General features: G+C 70.5%; 13 protein-coding genes. 6 read left to right on the top strand and 7 right to left on the bottom strand.

All coding sequences use genetic code 11. The features are described 5' to 3' along the window. The first annotated feature begins 55 nt into the window (after positions 1–55). From ABZ664_RS02870 to ABZ664_RS02850, 5 genes are all read left to right on the top strand, one after another. Positions 56–1,522, top strand: a complete 1,467-nt coding sequence (locus ABZ664_RS02870) for a BTAD domain-containing putative transcriptional regulator (protein ID WP_362502018.1) — start codon at positions 56–58, stop codon at positions 1,520–1,522. A 2-nt stretch (positions 1,523–1,524) separates the two neighbouring features. Then, on the top strand, positions 1,525–3,648 hold the full coding sequence (locus ABZ664_RS02865) for a histidine kinase (protein WP_362502016.1): 2,124 nt from the start codon (positions 1,525–1,527) through the stop codon (positions 3,646–3,648). Positions 3,649–3,708: 60 nt separating this feature from the next. Further along, the gene (locus ABZ664_RS02860; protein ID WP_362502014.1) at positions 3,709–4,773 is read left to right on the top strand and encodes a hypothetical protein; all 1,065 of its coding nucleotides are present in this window, start codon (positions 3,709–3,711) and stop codon (positions 4,771–4,773) included. A gap of 289 nt (positions 4,774–5,062) precedes the next feature. Beyond that, positions 5,063–5,461, top strand: coding sequence for a hypothetical protein (locus tag ABZ664_RS02855; RefSeq protein ID WP_362502012.1), 399 nt, complete (start codon positions 5,063–5,065; stop codon positions 5,459–5,461). Between the two features lie 432 nt (positions 5,462–5,893). Beyond that, positions 5,894–7,678, top strand: a complete 1,785-nt coding sequence (locus tag ABZ664_RS02850) for an NAD+ synthase (protein WP_362502010.1) — start codon at positions 5,894–5,896, stop codon at positions 7,676–7,678. 80 nt (positions 7,679–7,758) lie between these two features. Here the strand turns inward: ABZ664_RS02850 and ABZ664_RS02845 are convergent, their stop codons facing one another. The 3 genes from ABZ664_RS02845 to ABZ664_RS02835 all read right to left on the bottom strand — a co-directional run bounded on the left by ABZ664_RS02845 (position 7,759) and on the right by ABZ664_RS02835 (position 11,268). Beyond that, on the bottom strand, positions 7,759–8,385 hold the full coding sequence (locus tag ABZ664_RS02845) for a TetR/AcrR family transcriptional regulator (protein ID WP_362502008.1): 627 nt from the start codon (positions 8,383–8,385) through the stop codon (positions 7,759–7,761). A 7-nt stretch (positions 8,386–8,392) separates the two neighbouring features. Next, positions 8,393–9,955: an MFS transporter gene (locus ABZ664_RS02840; protein WP_362502006.1), complete on the bottom strand. Its 1,563-nt coding sequence runs from the start codon at positions 9,953–9,955 to the stop codon at positions 8,393–8,395. Between the two features lie 110 nt (positions 9,956–10,065). Then, positions 10,066–11,268, bottom strand: coding sequence for an MFS transporter (locus ABZ664_RS02835; RefSeq protein ID WP_362502004.1), 1,203 nt, complete (start codon positions 11,266–11,268; stop codon positions 10,066–10,068). 329 nt (positions 11,269–11,597) lie between these two features. On the opposite strand from ABZ664_RS02835, the gene panB reads away from it, so the two are divergent. Then, a complete protein-coding gene (gene panB / locus ABZ664_RS02830) occupies positions 11,598–12,443 on the top strand; it encodes a 3-methyl-2-oxobutanoate hydroxymethyltransferase (RefSeq protein ID WP_362502002.1) in 846 nt (281 codons plus the stop codon). Positions 12,444–12,687: 244 nt separating this feature from the next. Here panB and ABZ664_RS02825 read toward each other — a convergent pair whose 3' ends face one another. The 4 genes from ABZ664_RS02825 to ABZ664_RS02810 form a co-directional block, all read right to left on the bottom strand. Then, complete coding sequence (locus ABZ664_RS02825) at positions 12,688–13,599, bottom strand: threonine/serine dehydratase (protein ID WP_362502000.1); 912 nt, start codon at positions 13,597–13,599, stop codon at positions 12,688–12,690. A gap of 81 nt (positions 13,600–13,680) precedes the next feature. Then, a complete protein-coding gene (locus tag ABZ664_RS02820; RefSeq protein WP_362501998.1) occupies positions 13,681–14,853 on the bottom strand; it encodes an aminotransferase class I/II-fold pyridoxal phosphate-dependent enzyme in 1,173 nt (390 codons plus the stop codon). A 179-nt stretch (positions 14,854–15,032) separates the two neighbouring features. After that, positions 15,033–15,710 carry an NADPH-dependent F420 reductase gene (gene npdG / locus ABZ664_RS02815; protein ID WP_362501996.1) on the bottom strand — a complete coding sequence of 226 codons (678 nt, stop codon included), beginning with the start codon at positions 15,708–15,710 and terminating at the stop codon, positions 15,033–15,035. A gap of 159 nt (positions 15,711–15,869) precedes the next feature. Further along, positions 15,870–17,054 (bottom strand): transposase, encoded by a 1,185-nt coding sequence (locus ABZ664_RS02810; protein ID WP_362501994.1) that lies wholly within the window; start codon positions 17,052–17,054, stop codon positions 15,870–15,872. Positions 17,055–17,088: the final 34 nt, after the last annotated feature.

Raw genomic sequence — 17,088 nt, 5'->3', positions numbered from 1 at the left:
ATGGTGAGTATTGCTCTATGAGGTTGGTCCAGGTAGCCCTACCCTTACGCCTGCAATGCTGACATTTCGTGCTCTCGGACCGTTCCAAGCGCGTCACGGCGAGACGTCACTCGACCTCGGAGGCCAGCGCCAGATGGCGGTGCTGGCCCGGCTCCTCGTGGCCGGGGGCCGTGCCGTTCCCGTGACCATGCTCATCGACGAGCTGTGGCCCGGCGAGCCTCCCGCCCAGGCCCTGTCGACCATCCAGGGATACGTGTCGCGGCTGCGGCGTGCCCTGGAGCCCGGCCGCGCACCCCGCGAGGAGGCCGAGGTCCTGGTTTCCGCCCCGCCGGGGTACGCGCTGCGCGCCTCGCCGGGCCAGGTGGACGCCTGGAGTTTCGAGAGCGCGGTCAAGACGAGCGGCGAGCCCGCCGAGGTGTGGGAGCGCCTGGATACCGCCCTCGCGCTCTGGCGCGGCCCGGCCCTGGCCGAGTTCTCCGACCTGCCCTGGGCCGTGAGCGAGGCCGGCAGGTTGGAGGAGCTGCGGCTGATCGCGGTCGAGCGCCGCGCCGACGCGGGACTCCTCCTGGGACACTCCGGCGCCCTGGTCGCCGACCTGGAGGCACACGCCTCGGCGCACCCGCTGCGTGAGGAGGCCTGGCGGCTGCTCGCGCTGGCCCTGTACCGCAACGGCAGGCAGGGGGACGCGCTGGGAGCGCTGCGGCGTGCCAGGGCGCTGCTCCGCGACGAGCTCGGCCTCGACCTGGGCGCCCCCCTGCAGCGCCTGGAGTCCGACATGCTGGCCCAGGCCGTCCACCTCGACCCGCCCGCCGAGGTCGTGCGGACCGCGAAGCCCGCCGTGGAACGGGGACCGGCACTGCCGGGGCTGCGGGTCGTCGTGGTGGACGACCAGGCGCTGGTCCGCACCGGCCTGCGCGTGGTGCTCGACAGCGAGCCCGGCTTCGAGCTGGTCGGGGAGGCCGAGAACGGCGAGCAGGCGATCGCGGTCGTCAAGGAGACCTCTCCCGACCTGGTGCTGATGGACATCCAGATGCCCAGGCTGGACGGGCTGACCGCAGCGCGGAGGATCCTGACCGACGAGGCGCCGCCGAAGGTCATCATGATGACCACCTTCGGCACGGACGACAACCTCTACGCGGCGCTGCGGGCCGGGGTGAGCGGATTCGTCCTCAAGACGTCGGCTCCCGAGCAGTTCATCACCGCGATGCGGGCCGCGCAGGCCGGTGACGCGCTGATCGACCCCGCCGTCACCACCCGCCTGATCGCGGCCTTCGCCGGCCGCACCGACCCGTCGGCACCGCCCGGCCTCGCCGGGCTCGGCGACGCGGAACTCGACCTGATGAAGCTGGTCGCCCGAGGACTGACCAACCGGCAGATCGCGGCGACCCTCGCGGTCCCCGAGGGGTCGGTCTCGCGGTCGGTGCTCAGGCTGCTCGACCACCTCGGGCTGTTCGACCGTGCCCAACTCGTCGTCACGGCGTACGAGTCCGGGCTGGTCAACCCCGGCGACGTGGGCAGATAGGGATGCGTCCGCGGCCGCGCGACCGGAGCCGGACGCTCGACGGCGCCGACGGTGTGCCCAGGCCTGTCGTGGACGCGGTCACCGTGACCGAGGACGCCTCCGCCTGGCCCGCCGTCTCGCCGGTGCGCGCTCTGCTGCGCTCCCCGGCGCGGCTCGCCGCCGTCTCGGCGGCGCTTCTCTCGGTGGGGCTCACCGTCGTCGGCCTCGTGCTCCGTCTCGACCTGCCGCCCGGCTGGCGACCGCAGGTGCCCGCCACTCCCGACCTCGCGGCGGGGCTGACGTTCCCCGTGGTGGGCGCATTCCTGCTGGCACACCGCTCGCGCCCGGTCACGGCGTGGCTGATGTGCGTGGGCGGCCTGATGTGCGCCGTCAACGCGTTCTCCGAGGCGGCGATGTTCACCTTCGCCGCGGCGGGCGAGATGGAGTCCGCCGGCTACCTCCGCCTGAGCATGGTCACGGGGAAGGTTGTCGGCGGGTTCCTGCTCGCGATCCTGCTCCCGCTGTACTCCCCGGACGGCCGGCTGCCCTCGCGGCGGTGGTGGCCGCTGGTGGCGGCCGGCATGGTCGTGTTCACGGCGAACCTGCTGCTGAACCTCACCCGCCCCGACCCCGACCCCGCGCTCTACCCCTGGCCCGAGATCATTCCCAACCCGCTCGTGCTGGGCCTCCTCGCCCCGTACAACCTTGCGGCGCGCGAGCTGGTCGCCGTCCTGGTCTCGGCGCTCGCGGTCCTCGCGCTGGTCTCCATGGTGCTGCGCTTCCGGCGGGCGGGCCCGGAGTTGCGCCGCCAGATCGCCTGGCCGATCTTCGCGTTCGCCGTCTACGTCGCCTTCCTGCTCGCCGGCCCCGACTGGTGGCTGGCCGGGACGATCTGGACCGGGCTCATCCCGGGGGCCATCGTCTTCTCGGTGCTGCGCTACCGGCTCTACGGCATCGACACGGTGGTCAGCCGCGCCTTCGTCGCCGCCGGGCTGATCGCCGCGGTCAGCGCCATGTACGCGGTCGGCGCGGTCGCCGGGCTGGCGCTGTCGGGATACGACCGGATCGGCGGCCTGATCGCGGCCCTGCTCGCCGGGGTCGTCTTCCATCCGCTCCGGCACAGGCTCAGGCGCCTGGTCGACCGGCTCATGTACGGCACGCACGGCGACCCGCGGGCGCTCGCCGCGCTGCTGGCCAGGGAGGTCCGCGAGACCGAGCCCGCCAACGCGCTCGCCGCCGTCGCAGCCGTGATCAAGGACGGGCTGAGCGTCACCGGTGTCGCCGTCGAGGTCTACGGGCCCGGCTCCAGGCAGGTCCAGGTCGGTCTGCTGGGCCCTGAGCCGCGCGAGGTGCCGCTGGTCTGGCACGGCGAGCCGGTCGGGCGACTGCTGCTCGGCGCCCCGGGCCCTCGCAGGTTCGCCGCCGCGCACAACGACCGCCTGGTCGCGGTGGCGGTCCCGTACGTCGCCGACGTGGCGCACGCCGTACGGATGACCGCCGACCTGCAGCGTTCCCGGGAACGCATCCTCACCGCCCGTGAGGAGGAGCGCCGCCGCCTGCGCAGGGACCTGCACGACGGGCTCGGCCACGCGCTGACCGAGATGGCCATGTCGATCAACATGGCCAGGATCAGCCTGCGCACCGCTCCCGCCTCGGCGGACAGGCTCCTGCTCGAACTGCGAAGCGGCATGGACGCGGTTAGCCAGGAGATCAGGGAACTGGTGTACGGCCTGCGCCCGCCCACCCTCGACGAGCTCGGCCTGGCGGGGGCCGTGCGTGCGCTCGCGCAGGAAGGCAGGCCACGGGTCGCGGTGGAGATCGAGGGCGACCTGTCGGATCTGCCCGCGGCGGCCGAGGTGGCCGCGTACCGCATCGCGCAGGAAGGACTCACCAACATCCGCAAGCACGCGGGGGCCAGTTCGGCGGTGATCTCGCTGCGGCGCGGGGAGTCGCTCGTGGTCCGTGTCCAGGACGACGGGAGCGGGTTGCCCTCGGGACCTCGCTCGGGGGTGGGACTGCTGTCCATGCGCGAGCGGGCCGCCGAGCTGGGCGGCACCTGCGTGATCGAGTCGGCGCCCGAGGGCGGAACGGTCGTGGAGGCCGTGCTGCCGATCCCCTCGACTCCGATCGCGGCGGGCCGCGTGTAAACCTTTTCGCCTTCTCGGGGCTCTAACCAGCCGTTGAGGAATTCACCCGAGGAGATCCCCTTGAAGCACTGGGCCCTGGCCACCGGCGTCGCACTCGCCCTGACGGCCGTCGTCACCACTCCTGCCCTCGCCGAGGGCACCGAGGGCACCGAGGGCTTCGGGGCGGCGGCCGGATCCTTTGGTGAGACCGGAGGAACGGCTGGAGGCCCTGGGGGAACGGCCCAATCCACCGGGAACATCGACGCTGCGGCCGAGTCCACCGGAGGCACCGCGCCCAGGGCGATCTCGAACGCGACCGCGGCCCCGGTCTCGGGCGCCGTCTACTTCCGCCACGGGGGAAGCGGAGTCGAGGTGCTGACGTACCGGGGAGGCCGGAGCAGCGGCGGCCTGACCGCCGGCGCCGGCGCCTTCGCCGGCCAGTTCGCGGTCGCGCCCGACGGCCGGAGGATCGCCTGGATCGACGACAAGAACAGGTTGCGCGTCACATCGGCCAACGGACCCCGCACGGGCACGGTGATCGCCAAGAACGCCGCCTTCGGCGGCCCGTGTCTCACCCCCGCCTGGTCTGCCGACGGCAAGCGGATCGCCTACCCGGTGAAGGGCAATGGCGAGGCGATGACGGTCGCCGTGATCGGCCCCGACGGCAGGGGCCGGTTCAACGCCGGGAAGACCTCCGGCCCCTGCCATCTGACCTGGTCGGCCGACGGCAGGACCCTCGCCGGGTACGCGGGCGACACGGACGGCGTCCACCTCCTGGACACCAGGCGGCGGATCTCCAGCCGCGCCCCGGGTGTCAGGCTCGCCAACCACGTGGAGAGCCTGTCACCCGACGGCCGCAGGGTGGTGGTCAACGCCATCGGCGCGAACGCCCCGGGTGGCGACGGCTCCTGGCCCCTGTCGTTCACCCCGTCGATCTACGACACCAGGACCGGCGCGAAGGTCGCCATCCCGGTCAAGGGGCGGCTGCTGGGCGCGCGCTATCTGCGCGACGGACGTCTGGCGGTCCGCGTCAAGGGCACGGCCGCCAACACGATCGTGGTCCTCTCCCGCTCGGGCAAGGAGATCCAGCGGGTGGCCGAGCCCGCATGGGCGAAGAACCTCGGACTGCTCTGGCTCCTCGGCTGACAGGTCCCCTGCGGCGTCTTCCCCGTGGCGTCACGAATGACACCCGGATCTCATCGCGTCTTTTCGGCTCACAAGTCGATTAATGCCTACATGCATTAAGAAATCACATTCCCCGGAAAGTTGCCACAGTAAATAAAAGCCAGGCAAAATCAGCCCCCTCTTAACTTACTCCGAAAATAAGGAAATGAGAGCTCGGGTCCTTTGGTCCGATACGGCTTACCTATATGTTTCCCCCTAGATCATGGCCGTGGGCGGACTCCGCCCACGGCCCGAACAAAAGGGGAAAACCATGTACGGCAAGCGGCAGCTGATGGTGATCGGCCCAACGCTTCTCGCGGCACTCGCCCTCGGACCTGTCTCGTTCTCCTATGCCTCGCCCGCGCCGGACCCCGAGCAGGCCGTGACGGTGAACACCGCGCAGAACGAGACCATGACGGACCCGATCACATCAGCGGAAACATCGGATTCGGCGGCCTTGACGGATTCCGCGGATTCCGCGGATTCCGGGGAATCCGCGGAAGACCCGAACGACTACTGGCGGGGATACAGGAACGGTTACCGGGCCGCCGCACAGGACTGTCGCAGGACCAGGTCGCGGAGCTACGGCGGGCCGCCCAGCGACTACGACAGGGGCTGGTTGGACGGCTACGACGCCGGATACGCCCGCTTCTGCTGGTCGACGAACTGAGAACGCCGTCACCGACGGACGGCGTCACGGCTCTCGACCGTGATCGGCAGGCACCGCCGCGCTCAAGGCGAAGCGAGGCGAGCACGGGCGTGACGGTCCGGGTGATCCCGCGACCTTGCTGACCTTCCTCATCCCGGTGATCCCATTGGTCCCGGCGCGATCCGGGCGATCCTGGCGATCCCTGGAAAGACAGGAACGGCCGGTCGCGAAACCCGGTGGAAGGCCTCGCCCGGCGGGTCCGAATGTTCGTCGAACGTCCGTGGAGGTCACGGAGTCGCGAACGACCTCGCCGAAAGCCCACCGGGCGTCGGCGAGGCCGGCGCCGGAGGAACGCGGGACGGTCCCACGGCGGAGGTCCGCGCTCATTCACCGGTCACCGAGGAGGGATCACCCAAAGGGCACCTTCCTGGTACGCCCTCATAGGATGGCCACGTGGCTCAACTCCGTATCGCCCTGGCCCAGACCAATCCCGCTGTCGGCGACCTGGCCGCCAACACGGACAAGCTCGTCGAGTGGACCCGCCGCGCCGCAGACCGAGGCGCGCACCTGGTCGTCTTCACCGAGATGTTCCTGACCGGATATCCCGTCGAGGACCTCGTGTTGCGCACCTCGTTCGTGGAGGCGTCGATCGCCGCGATCGAGGAGGCCGCGCGACGACTGGCGAAGGCGGGACTCGGCGAGATCCCCGTGGTGGTCGGCTACGTGGACCGCGCGAGGCTCGCCCCGCGCGTCGGCCAGCCCAAGGGCGCCCCGCTCGACGCGGCCGCGCTGCTGCACCGGGGCCGGGTGGTCGTCAAGACCGCCAAGCACCACCTGCCGAACTACGGCGTCTTCGACGAGTTCCGCTACTTCGTCCGCGGCGACCGGCTGCCGATCTTCCGGCTGCACGGTGTCGACGTGGCGATCGCGGTCTGCGAGGACCTCTGGCAGGAGGGCGGTCCCGTCGCGGTGGTGGCCGAGGCCGGAGCCGGGCTGCTGGTGGTGCCGAACGCCTCCCCGTACGAGAAGGAGAAGGACGACGTACGCCTGGAGCTGGTGGCCAGGCGCGCCCGCGAGGCCGGATGCGCCCTCGCCTACGTCAACCAGGTCGGCGGCCAGGACGAGCTGGTCTTCGACGGAGACTCACTGGTCGTCTCCGCCTCCGGCGAACTGGTCGCGCGCGCGGCGCGATTCTCCGAGGAACTGCTGATCACGGACCTGGAGCTGCCCGACGCCAGGTACGGAGGACTCGGCACCTTCCAGACGGACGCCGAGGACGGCACCGTGATCACGGTGGATCGGCTTGAGCTGTCGGCCCGCCCCGTCGAGCCGTACCAGCCGCAGCCCCCCACGATCGCCGAGCAGCTCGACGACACCGCCGAGGTCTACTCCGCGCTCGTCCTCGCGGTCCGCGACTACGTCGCCAAGAACGGCTTCCAGTCGGTGATCCTCGGTCTGTCCGGCGGCATCGACTCGGCGCTCACCGCCACGATCGCCTCCGACGCCGTCGGCCCCGACCGGGTGCACGTGGTGCTGATGCCCTCCCGCTACTCCTCCGACCACTCGGTGAGCGACGCCCAGGAGCTGGTCGACCGGCAGGGGATCAACGCCACGACCGTGCCGATCGCCGAGATCGTGAGCGGCTTCGAGAAGGAGGTCGAGCTCACCGGCCTGGCCTCGGAGAACCTTCAGGCCCGGGTGCGCGGCATGATCCTGATGGGCCTGTCCAACGAGCACGGCCACCTCGTCCTCACCACCGGCAACAAGAGCGAGCTCGCCACCGGTTACTCCACCCTCTACGGCGACTCCGCGGGCGGCTTCGCCCCCATCAAGGACGTGCTCAAGACCTTCGTCTGGGAACTGTCGCGCTGGCGCAACGCCCAGGCGGGCCGGTCGGGCGAGTTCCTGCACCCCTTCACGGTGCCGCCGATTCCGGAGAGCTCGATCGAGAAGGAGCCCAGCGCGGAGCTCCGCCCCGACCAGCGCGACACCGACTCCCTGCCGGAGTACGGGATCCTGGACCGGCTGCTGGACGACTACGTCGAAAAGGACATGGGCTCCGCCGAGCTCGTCGCCGCCGGACACGACCCGGCCCTGGTCGCCAGGGTGATCCGCCTGGTCGACCTGGCCGAGTACAAGCGCCGCCAGTATCCCCCGGGTCCGAAGATCACCCCCAAGAACTTCGGCCGCGACCGCCGCCTCCCCATCACCAACCGCTGGCGCGAGCCCACCGTCTGACACCCGGGCAAGGGCCCTGTGGGAACACCGCGGGAAAACCGTGCGCGGCCCGTACCCGTGCGCGGCCCGTACGGGAACCCTCAGGGGCCGAGGCCCGCCAGAAGGTGGTCGACGATCCGTTCGGCCAGGTCGGAGGAACCTGCGGCCTCGCCGCCCCCCTCGGTGCGGACGTACCACATGACGGTGCCGACCAGGTTCGCCATCGCGATGGGGACGTCGAGGTCGGCCCGCAGTTCGCCGGTGGCGACGCCGCGTCGCAGCAGGGCGGCGATCGCCGCCCTGCGCGGCTCGATGGTCGCCCGGTGGATGCGCTCCACCAGGCGGGGGTGCCGTTCGGCCTCGTTCATCGCGATGTTCATCACGCAGCGGTTGCGCGCGTCGCACGCGTCGCGCAGCATCACCCGCGCGTAGACGATGAGATCGTCTCGGACCGAGACGCCCGCGAGCGGAGGCAGCGGCGTCTTGAGGGTCGACAGCGCGTCGACGAGCAGATCTTCCTTGTTCGACCATCGCCGGTAGATCGTGGTCTTGCCGACCCCCGCGCGGGCGGCGATCGCCTCGATCGACAGCTCGGAGAGGCCGACGCTCTCCCCGACCAGGTCGAGGGTCGCGTCGATGATGGCCTTCTCTGCCCTGGCGCTGCGGGGGCGGCCCGCGGGGCGGGGCGTCTGAGCTCCGGCTGCCTGAAACTCGTCGGTGGTCGTCATGGCGTCTCTACACTACCGCCGGTTCCTTCTCAGGGCTGATCGCGTCGGGAACGGCGGCCCCGGAGGACTTGCCGGGCAGCCACCTGAACACCACCAGGGCTCCGAGCAGCGCGATGACCGCGGAGACGAGGGCGGTGACGTGCATGCCCTCGATGAAGGCGAGCTTGGCCGGTTCGATGAGCGCCGCGCCCTGGGCGCCGAGGCCCTGGGCCACGCCGAGCGTGCCGGTCAGGGACTCGCCCGCGATGTGCTTGAGCTGATCGGGCAGACCGGTCAGGGCCGGGGCGATCTGGTCGCGGTAGGTGGCCGAGAGCAGCGAGCCGAGGAGCGCGACACCGAGCGCACCGGCCACCTGGCGGACGGTGTTGCTCATGGCCGAGCCGACGCCGGCCTTCTCCCTGGGGAGCGCCTCCATGATCGCGGTGGTCGCCGGAGGCATGATGTTCGCCATCGCCGCACCCTGGACGAAGAACACGATCTCCAGCAGGACGATCGGGGTGTGCTGGTCCATCAGCGCGTACGAGGCGAGCGCGCCGGCCACGACGACCATGCTGACGGTGGCGCTCAGCTTGCCGCCGAAGCGGGCGGCCATCTGCTGGCTCAGCGGGGCGAAGATGAGCTGCGCGGCGGCGAAGGGGATCATCAGGGCGCCCGCCTGCAATGCGCTGAAGCCCAGCACGATCTGCAGGTAGAAGACCAGGAAGAACATCGCGCCCATCATCGCGAAGAACACGATGCCGATCATGCCGACCGCGGTGGCGAAGCGCGGGTCGCGGAAGTAGCCGACGTCGAAGGCCGGGTGGTCGATGCGGCGCTCGTACCAGACGAAGGCGGCGAGCACGAGGATGCCGAGGATCGTCGGGACGAGCACCTCGGCGCTGGCGATCGTGGCCAGTTCCCCGCCCCGGATGATGCCGTAGGTGACGGCGACGAGGCCGACGATGGAGAGGACCACGCCGATCGGGTCGAGCCTGGAGGGCTTGGGGTCACGCGACTCGGGCACCACCAGGCTGATGAGCACCATGCTGACCAGCACGATCGGCAGGTTGATCAGGAAGACCGAGCCCCACCAGAAGTGCTCGATGAGCAGACCACCGGTGATCGGGCCGATCGCCACGGCCAGGCCCACCCCGCCGGCCCAGATCCCGATCGCCTTGCCGCGCTCCCGTGGGGGAAAGACGTTGGAGATGATCGCCAGCGTGGCCGGCATGATCGCGGCTCCGCCGATGCCCATGAACGCGCGGGCGACGATCAGCTGCATGGGGTCCTGAGCGTAGGCGCTGGCCAGCGAGGCGAGCCCGAAGAGGACCATGCCGACCATGAGCATGCGCTTGCGTCCGGTGCGGTCGCCGATCACCCCGAAGGTGAACAGCAGGCCCGCGAACACGAGCGTGTAGGAGTTGATCGCCCATTCCAGCTGACTCTGGGTGGCACCCAGACCTGCCACGGGGTCCGCGATCGTCTTCAGTGCGACGTTGAGGATGGTGTTGTCGATCACGACCGCGAGGAGGCTGAAGACCAGCACCCCAAGGATCTGCCACCGCCGCGGGTGGCCGAGCTGTTGTTCCACGAAAGGCCCCGTATTCGATACGCTTGAGTTTCGAAACACCACCGTAGCGCTGGCTTTTACGATACGCAACCGTATCGTTTCGTATTTATCGTGAAATGTCCTGACCAAGGTCAGGCGGCCATCGGGACGGGCTCCTCGACCACGGCCGCGGTGCGCCGCCAGAACGGCAGCGCGACCAGCACCATCACCACACCGACCAGCCCGGCGGCGGCGAAGGCCCAGCCGGGACCGGAACCGTCGATGATCACGCCCGCGATGGGCGCCGCGGCGCCCCCGCCGAGCAGCAGCGCCGTGCCGTGCAGGCCCATCGCCTCACCCCGGGCCCCGACGGGCACCCAGCGGCTCACGGCCTCGATCGTGGAGGAGAGCGCGGGGGCGCACAGCACCCCGGCGGGCAGCAGGGCGAGGACCAGCCAGTGCCAGTCGCCGCCGACCAGCCCGACGGGGATGGTGAGGGCGCCCATGGCACCGATCAGGACCAGTGGCGACACCCCTCGGGGCAGCATGCCGTACACGAAGCCGCCTATCAGCGAGTAGGCGCACCACAGGCCGATCGCCAGCCCGATCCACGCGGTGTCGCCGCCCCGCTGCATCGTCGCGACCAGGGAGAGCTCGGTGGCGGCGAGCACGAAGGTCGCCGCGGCGACCGTGCCGAGCAGCCCGAGCATGCCCGGGGTGAGCCACCGGCGCCGAGGGATCCTCCCCTGCGGCTTCCGGAGCTCCTCGTCCGAGCGGACGGGCGGGTTCAGCACGATCAGCGTCGCCCCCGAGACGACCAGACCCGCCGCGACGATGCCCATGGTGGGCATGCTGCCGAGGAGGGTCACCCCCGCGACCGCCAGAGCCGGACCTGTCATGTAGGAGACTTCAACGATCATGGAGTCGAGAGAGAAACCCATCCTGCGCTGGTCGACCGGGACCAGCGCCGCGAGACACTGCCTGATCACGCTGAACACCGGGAGGCTGAGCAGGCCCGCGGGCACCGAGGCCGCGAGCAGCAGGGGGAACGGCATCGCCCACGCGGTGGACCAGAAGGCGAGCTGGGCGAGTGTGGTCACCACCAGCACCGGGCGCAGACCATGACTGTCGACGAACCTTCCGGCCAGCGGAGAGCCGACCGCCATCCCCACCGTGCTCGCCATCGTCACCAGACCCGCCGCGGCGAACCCGAGGCCGAGCCCACTGGGATCGACGACGTGCATCGTCAGCGTGATGGCGATCGCGGTCGAGGGGATGCGGGCGACCATCCCGACCAGCAGCAACGACCGCACGCCCGGAATCGCCAGCAGGCGACGGTAAGGTTCGAAAGCCATTGTGATTACTTACCTCCGCGAGCATTGTGCCGCACACCCCCGACACTTCCGCCACCGGATTACCGCGCCCACACCCTCGAAGGGCGCGGCGTATCACCCCGGTCTCCCTCACGTACGCCGCACATCACCCCGACAACCCCAAAAAAACACAATCCGTCACGGCAAATAACAATATGTCACAGGATCAACCGTACGAACGTGTTGTACTCCACCCATATCTCTCCGGATTACCAGGCCGATCGGGGCTGTTGCACCTGTCGTACGCGTGCAATCATCGGAACCGTCCGGGGACGCCACAGGGGCGCCTCGAGACTTCATTGGAGGGTCCCATGTCCTCTTCCGTCCCCAACCGGCCGACCTCCCTCTACGGCGGCCAGGCTGGACGAAGGATCACCGTGCGCGACGTCGCCGCCGCCAAGGAGCGCGGCGAGCGATGGCCGATGGTCACCGCGTACGACGCCATGACCGCCAGGGTCTTCGACGAGGCCGGCATCCCCGTCCTGCTCGTCGGCGACTCGGCCGCCATGGTCGTGTACGGGTACGACTCGACGCTGCCCGTCTCGGTGGACGACCTCATGCCCCTGACGGCGGCCGTGGTCCGCGGCTCCTCCCGGGCGATGGTCGTGGCCGACCTGCCGTTCGGCTCCTACCAGTCCTCCCCCCAGCAGGCCCTGGAGACGGCCGCCCGCTTCATGAAGGAGGCGGGAGCCCACGCCGTCAAGCTTGAGGGCGGGCGGCGGGTGCTCCCTCAGGTCGAGGCCCTGGTCTCGGCCGGCATCCCGGTGATGGCCCACCTGGGTCTGACCCCCCAGTCGGTGAACGCCCTCGGCGGTTACCGCGTACAGGGCCGCGGCCAGTCGGGCGACGAGCTGATGGCCGACGCCAAGGACCTGGAGTACGCCGGCGCGTTCTCCGTGGTCCTGGAATGCGTGCCCACGGACCTGGCCGAGCGGGTCACCGCGTCCCTGTCGATCCCCACGATCGGCATCGGTGCCGGGCCCGGCACCGACGCGCAGGTCCTCGTCTGGCAGGACCTGATGGGCCTGACCCCGAGCCCCGCCAAGTTCGTCAAGAAGTACTTCGACCTCGCCCACGAGATGGACAGGGCGGTGCGCAGCTTCGCCGACGAGGTGTCGACCGGCGCCTTCCCCACCGCCGAGCACAGCTACCGCTGACGGTCCCCGGACACCGCGCGGCCCGGTGACCGTGTCACCGGGGTCACCGGGGTTACCGAGCCGCCTCGGCCATCCCGAGGCGGCTCCCCCGCGTGGTCCACGCGCCGCGTCCGGTGAGTGCGGACGAACGCCTCCCGGCCGAGGTCGGCAGATCCCGCCGAAAACACCGAAGACACCGAGGACACCACGGTCGGTCAGACGACGAGCCAGACCTCACCGGGAGGCGTCCACCTCATCCTCACTGTCAGACGAGCGTGGCGGGATCGGTGTTGGCGCCGCACACGATGACGGCCACCCGCTCGCCGGGGGCCGGGGTGTGGACGCCGGACAGCAGGGCCGCGTACGCCGCGGCTCCCGCGTGCTCGGCGGCGATCCGGTGGCTCCGCCACAGCTCGCGCCGCGCCTCGACGATGGCCTCGTCGGAGACGAGGAGGCTCCGCACTCCCGCCGCGCTCGTGACCTCGTAGGCGATCTCGCCCGCCCGGCTCGCGCCCAGGGCGTCGGCCCCCACCCCGGAGACCTCGACGCCGACCGGCCCGCCCGCCTCCAGCGCCCGGTGCAGGGTCGGGATGAGCTCGGGCTCGACGGTGATCACGCGGGCGCGGCCACCGAGTGCGACGGTGACACCGGCGACGAGCCCGCCGCCTCCGACCGCGACGATCACCGTGTCGACTCCCCCGGTCTGTTCCAGGACCTCCAGGCCCACCGTGCCCTGCCCCGCGACCACCTCGGCCTGGTCGTAGGCGTGGATGTCCAGGGCACCTGTCTCGGCCGCGCGCTTGACCGACGCCTCGTACGCCTCGGCGTAGACATCGCCGATCTGGGTCACCCGCGCGCCGAGCGCGCGCAGCCCGGCGACCTTCACCGGACTGGAGACCGTCGGCACGAACACCTCCGCCCGGACGCCGAGGCTGCGTGCCACGTACGCCACCGCCAGGCCGTGGTTGCCCCCGCTCGCCGCGATCAGCCCGGCCTCGGGGATCCCTCCGCAGGCCAGAGCGCGGTTGAAGCCTCCCCGCGTCTTGAACGACCCCGAATGCTGCAACCCCTCCAGCTTCAGGAACAACCCCGGTGACACCTCGACCACCGGCGTGCGCAGGACATGTCCCGCGATGCGCTCGGCGGCCCGTTCCACATCCTCGATCGACACCCTCATGCGTGCTCCCTCCCGGAAACGATCAGGAAGCGGCCCCGTGCCGCAGTGCGGGAGTCACCGATGATCGGGTTTCCCGCGGTTTCAGGCAAGAGCCTGCTCGAAGTCGGCCCACAGGTCCTCGACGTGCTCGATGCCGACCGCCACCCGCACGGTACCCTCTCCGATCCCGTGTCTGGCGAGTTCCTCTGCCGTGAGGGAGAGGTGGGAGGTCGTCGCGGGATGCAGGATGAGCGTCTCGACGCCGCCGAGGGACGGGGCGAGCAGGGCCAGCTTCACCGAACTCATGAACCGCTCCCCCGCCTCCCGCCCGCCGGCCAGGTCGAAGGAGAAGACTCCCCCGAAGTCCGGCAGGAGCTTGGCCGCCAGCTCGTAGGAGGGGTGGGAGGGCAGTCCCGGCCAGTGCACGACGGAGACGGCGGGGTGGGCGTTCAGGCGGGTGGCCAGCTCGCGGGCGTTGGAGCAGTGGCGCTCCATCCGCAGCGGCAGTGTCTGGATGCCGCGCAGGGTGAGCCAGGCGGCGAACGGGTCCGCGCTGGCGCCCAGCTTGACGTTGAAGGCCCACACCTTGCGGTACAGCTCGTCGGAGGCGAAGACGGCGATCCCGCCGAGCACGTCGGTATGGCCGCTCAGGTACTTCGTCGTGGAGTGCACCACGATGTCGGCGCCGTGCTCTATCGGCCTGCACAGGATCGGGGAGGCGAAGGTGTTGTCGACCACGGAGATCAGTCCGGCCTCGCGGGCCGCGGCGCACATGCCCGGCAGGTCGGCGACCTGGGTCACCGGGTTGGCGATGGTCTCCAGATAGACGAGCCTCGTCTCGGGCCTCACGGCCGCGCGCAGCGCCGCCGGGTCGTCCTCGGGCACGTAGGAGACCTCGATCTGGAACCGCCCCACCAGGTCGTTGATCATCCCGGCGGTGCCGCCGTAGAGCGGCTTCTGCGCGATCAGGTGGTCGCCGGGCTTCAGCAACCCGAGCAGTACGGAGTTGATCGCGCCCATCCCGGAGCCGGTGGCCACGGCGCCGACGCCGCCCTCCAGTCCGGCGACGGCCTCCTCAAGGGAGCGGACCGTCGGGTTCGACAGTCGCCCGTAGACGAAGGCTCCGTCCGGGCGGCCCATCCCGTCGGCGAAAACGGCCGGATCGTCGAAGACGAACCCGGAGGTCTGGTAGAGCGGCACCGCGATGGGACGGCTGCCGTTCAGAGGCGGCTGGGGCAGGTGGACGGTACGGGTCTCCGGACGAAAATCAGTCATGCGCCCCTCCGGACGAGAATCAGTCATGCGTCAAGAATGTCCGGCCAACGAGCTACTTGTCAGATCCAATCAGGCAAGATTGGCCCGGTTTGAGGGTCGGATCCCCCCAAGCGACCGCCGGACGAAGCCATGAATCCCGTACCGCCCCCAGCCCCGCGATCATGGGCGGGGCCGCTCCGTCAGACGTCGGTGATGCGCAGACCCGCGTGAGCCTTGTAGCGGCGGTTGATCGAGATGAGGTTCGCGGTCAGCGCCTCGACCTGGTGGGCGTTGCGCAGACGGCCCGCGTACACGCCGCGCACTCCGGGGATCCGGCCCGCCAGCGCCTGGACGGTCTCGGTGGCCTCGCGGTCGTCACCCACCACGAGCACGTCCAGGGTGATCTCCTCGACCTCGGGATCCAGCAGCAGGACCGCCGAGACGTGGTGGAAGGCGGCGACCACACGGCTGTCGGGCAGGACCGCCGCGGCCTGCTGGGCGGCGCTGCCCTCCTCGACCGGGAGCATGTACGCCCCCTGCTTGTCGAAGCCGAGCGGGTTGACGCAGTCGATGACGATCTTCCCTGCCAGCTCGGAGCGGAGGGACTCCAGCGTGGAGCGGTGCCCGTCCCAGGGAGTGGCCACGATCACCACGTCGGCCTCCGCCGCCACGGCCGGGTTGTCCGCGCCACGCACCGAGCCACGCACCGATCCGCCGATGCTCTCCGCCGCCGCCTGAGCCCGTTCCGCGCTCCGCGAGCCGATCAGCACGGTGTGCCCGGCGAGGGCGAACCGCCGGGCCAGGCCCTTGCCCTGGTCACCGGTCCCGCCCAGGATCCCGATCGAGATCCCGCTCACGTCCGGAATATCAGTGCTCACTCAGCGCTCCTCATCGTCTCCCGGCCACTCAGGACCGGACTCCAGCGACCATATCGCCTGCCCCGATCCTCTCAGGGGCGCGTTTCCAGGATCGGTGCGGGGTCTGTGAGGCACGATGGTGCGGTGACTCCTCCGCTCCCTGAAGGGAGCGGCTTCTCGTTAAGCCGCTTGCGCGACATCGCGAAGGGCAAGCCCTGCCCTGAGGATGTTGGTCGCCGCGTTCACGTCGGCGTGCGCGACGTGTGCGCACCGCTGACAGTGAAACTCGGCCTGGGTGGGGCGGTTCTCCTTCGCGCAGTGCCCGCATCGGGCACAGGTGCGGGAGGTGTTGGCGGGGTTCACCGCGATCAGCTCTCGACCGGCGCTTTCAGCCTTGTGCGACAGGATCGTCAGGAACACCCCCCAGCCCGCGTCCAGAATGCTGCGATTGAGACCGGACTTGGCCGCCACGTTGACGCCGGGCGCCGCCAGCGTGCCGGAGGCCGAGCGGGTCAGGTTCGCGATCCGCAGGTCCTCGTGCACGATCACGTCGTAGCCGCCGACCAGCGCGAGGGCCGCCTTGTGCGCGCCGTCCAAGCGCTGACGGCGGACCTTGGCATGCAGGGCCGCGACCCGCGCCACCGCTTTGCGGCGCCGCGTGGAGCCGCGTTTTTTACGGGCGAGGTCGCGCTGGGCTGCGGCGAGACGGTCGGCGCAGGCGGCCAGGTGGCGCGGGTTGGCCAGGTGCTCACCCTCGCTGGTGGTGACCAGCGACGCCACCCCCAGATCGATCCCGACAGCAGTGCCGGTGGCGGGCAGCGGCTCGGCGGGCACGTCGTCACACGACAAGATCACGTACCAGCGGGAGCCCTCTCGCTTGACGCTGATCGTCTTGACGGTGCCGCGCACGGCCCGGTGCCGGTGGACGCGGACGTGGCCGACGCCCTGCAGGCGCAGATATGTCGCGGTGGGGTGTTCGGGCTGGGAGTCCCACCGGCAACCGTCGCCGTCTTTCGGCCATTCGACGGTGTTGAGGCGTCCGTTGCCCTTGAAGCGGGGAAAGCCCGGCGTGCGGCCTGCTTTGACGCGGGCGAAGAACGCCGCAAATGCCTTGTCCAGGCGGCGCAGGGTGGCCTGCTGAGAGGAGAACGACCACCGGCCCTGACCGCCCGCGTCGTCGGCGCGGATGTGCTTCAGGTCGGCGGATTGGTCACCGTAGCGGACGCTCACCTTCGCCCTGGCGTAGGCGGTGCGGCGGTGCTCCAGCGCGGCGTTGTACAAGGCACGGTGATCATCCAGGCAGGCGGTCAACGCGGCGCCCTGGCGGGCGGTGGGGCGCAACAGGAACTTCAACGATCTACGCACCACACCACCCCCCTCGCTCGAACCTTTGTTCCCA

It is taken from the genome of Streptosporangium sp. NPDC006930 (genome assembly GCF_040635605.1).
Classification (GTDB): Bacteria; Actinomycetota; Actinomycetes; order Streptosporangiales; family Streptosporangiaceae; genus Streptosporangium.
Note: the sequence above shows the minus strand (reverse complement) of the source record. Positions and strands in the feature narration are given on the sequence as shown.

What these genes read in the sequence shown, in the direction of transcription:
- ABZ664_RS02855 (WP_362502012.1), top strand. Translation starts at nt 5,063, where the DNA reads ATGTACGGCAAGCGGCAGCTGATGGTGATCGGCCCAACGCTTCTCGCG.
- ABZ664_RS02835 (WP_362502004.1), bottom strand. Translation starts at nt 11,268, where the DNA reads ATGGCTTTCGAACCTTACCGTCGCCTGCTGGCGATTCCGGGCGTGCGG.
- ABZ664_RS02865 (WP_362502016.1), top strand. Translation starts at nt 1,525, where the DNA reads ATGCGTCCGCGGCCGCGCGACCGGAGCCGGACGCTCGACGGCGCCGAC.
- ABZ664_RS02820 (WP_362501998.1), bottom strand. Translation starts at nt 14,853, where the DNA reads ATGACTGATTTTCGTCCGGAGACCCGTACCGTCCACCTGCCCCAGCCG.
- ABZ664_RS02825 (WP_362502000.1), bottom strand. Translation starts at nt 13,599, where the DNA reads ATGAGGGTGTCGATCGAGGATGTGGAACGGGCCGCCGAGCGCATCGCG.
- ABZ664_RS02870 (WP_362502018.1), top strand. Translation starts at nt 56, where the DNA reads ATGCTGACATTTCGTGCTCTCGGACCGTTCCAAGCGCGTCACGGCGAG.
- ABZ664_RS02845 (WP_362502008.1), bottom strand. Translation starts at nt 8,385, where the DNA reads ATGACGACCACCGACGAGTTTCAGGCAGCCGGAGCTCAGACGCCCCGC.
- panB (WP_362502002.1), top strand. Translation starts at nt 11,598, where the DNA reads ATGTCCTCTTCCGTCCCCAACCGGCCGACCTCCCTCTACGGCGGCCAG.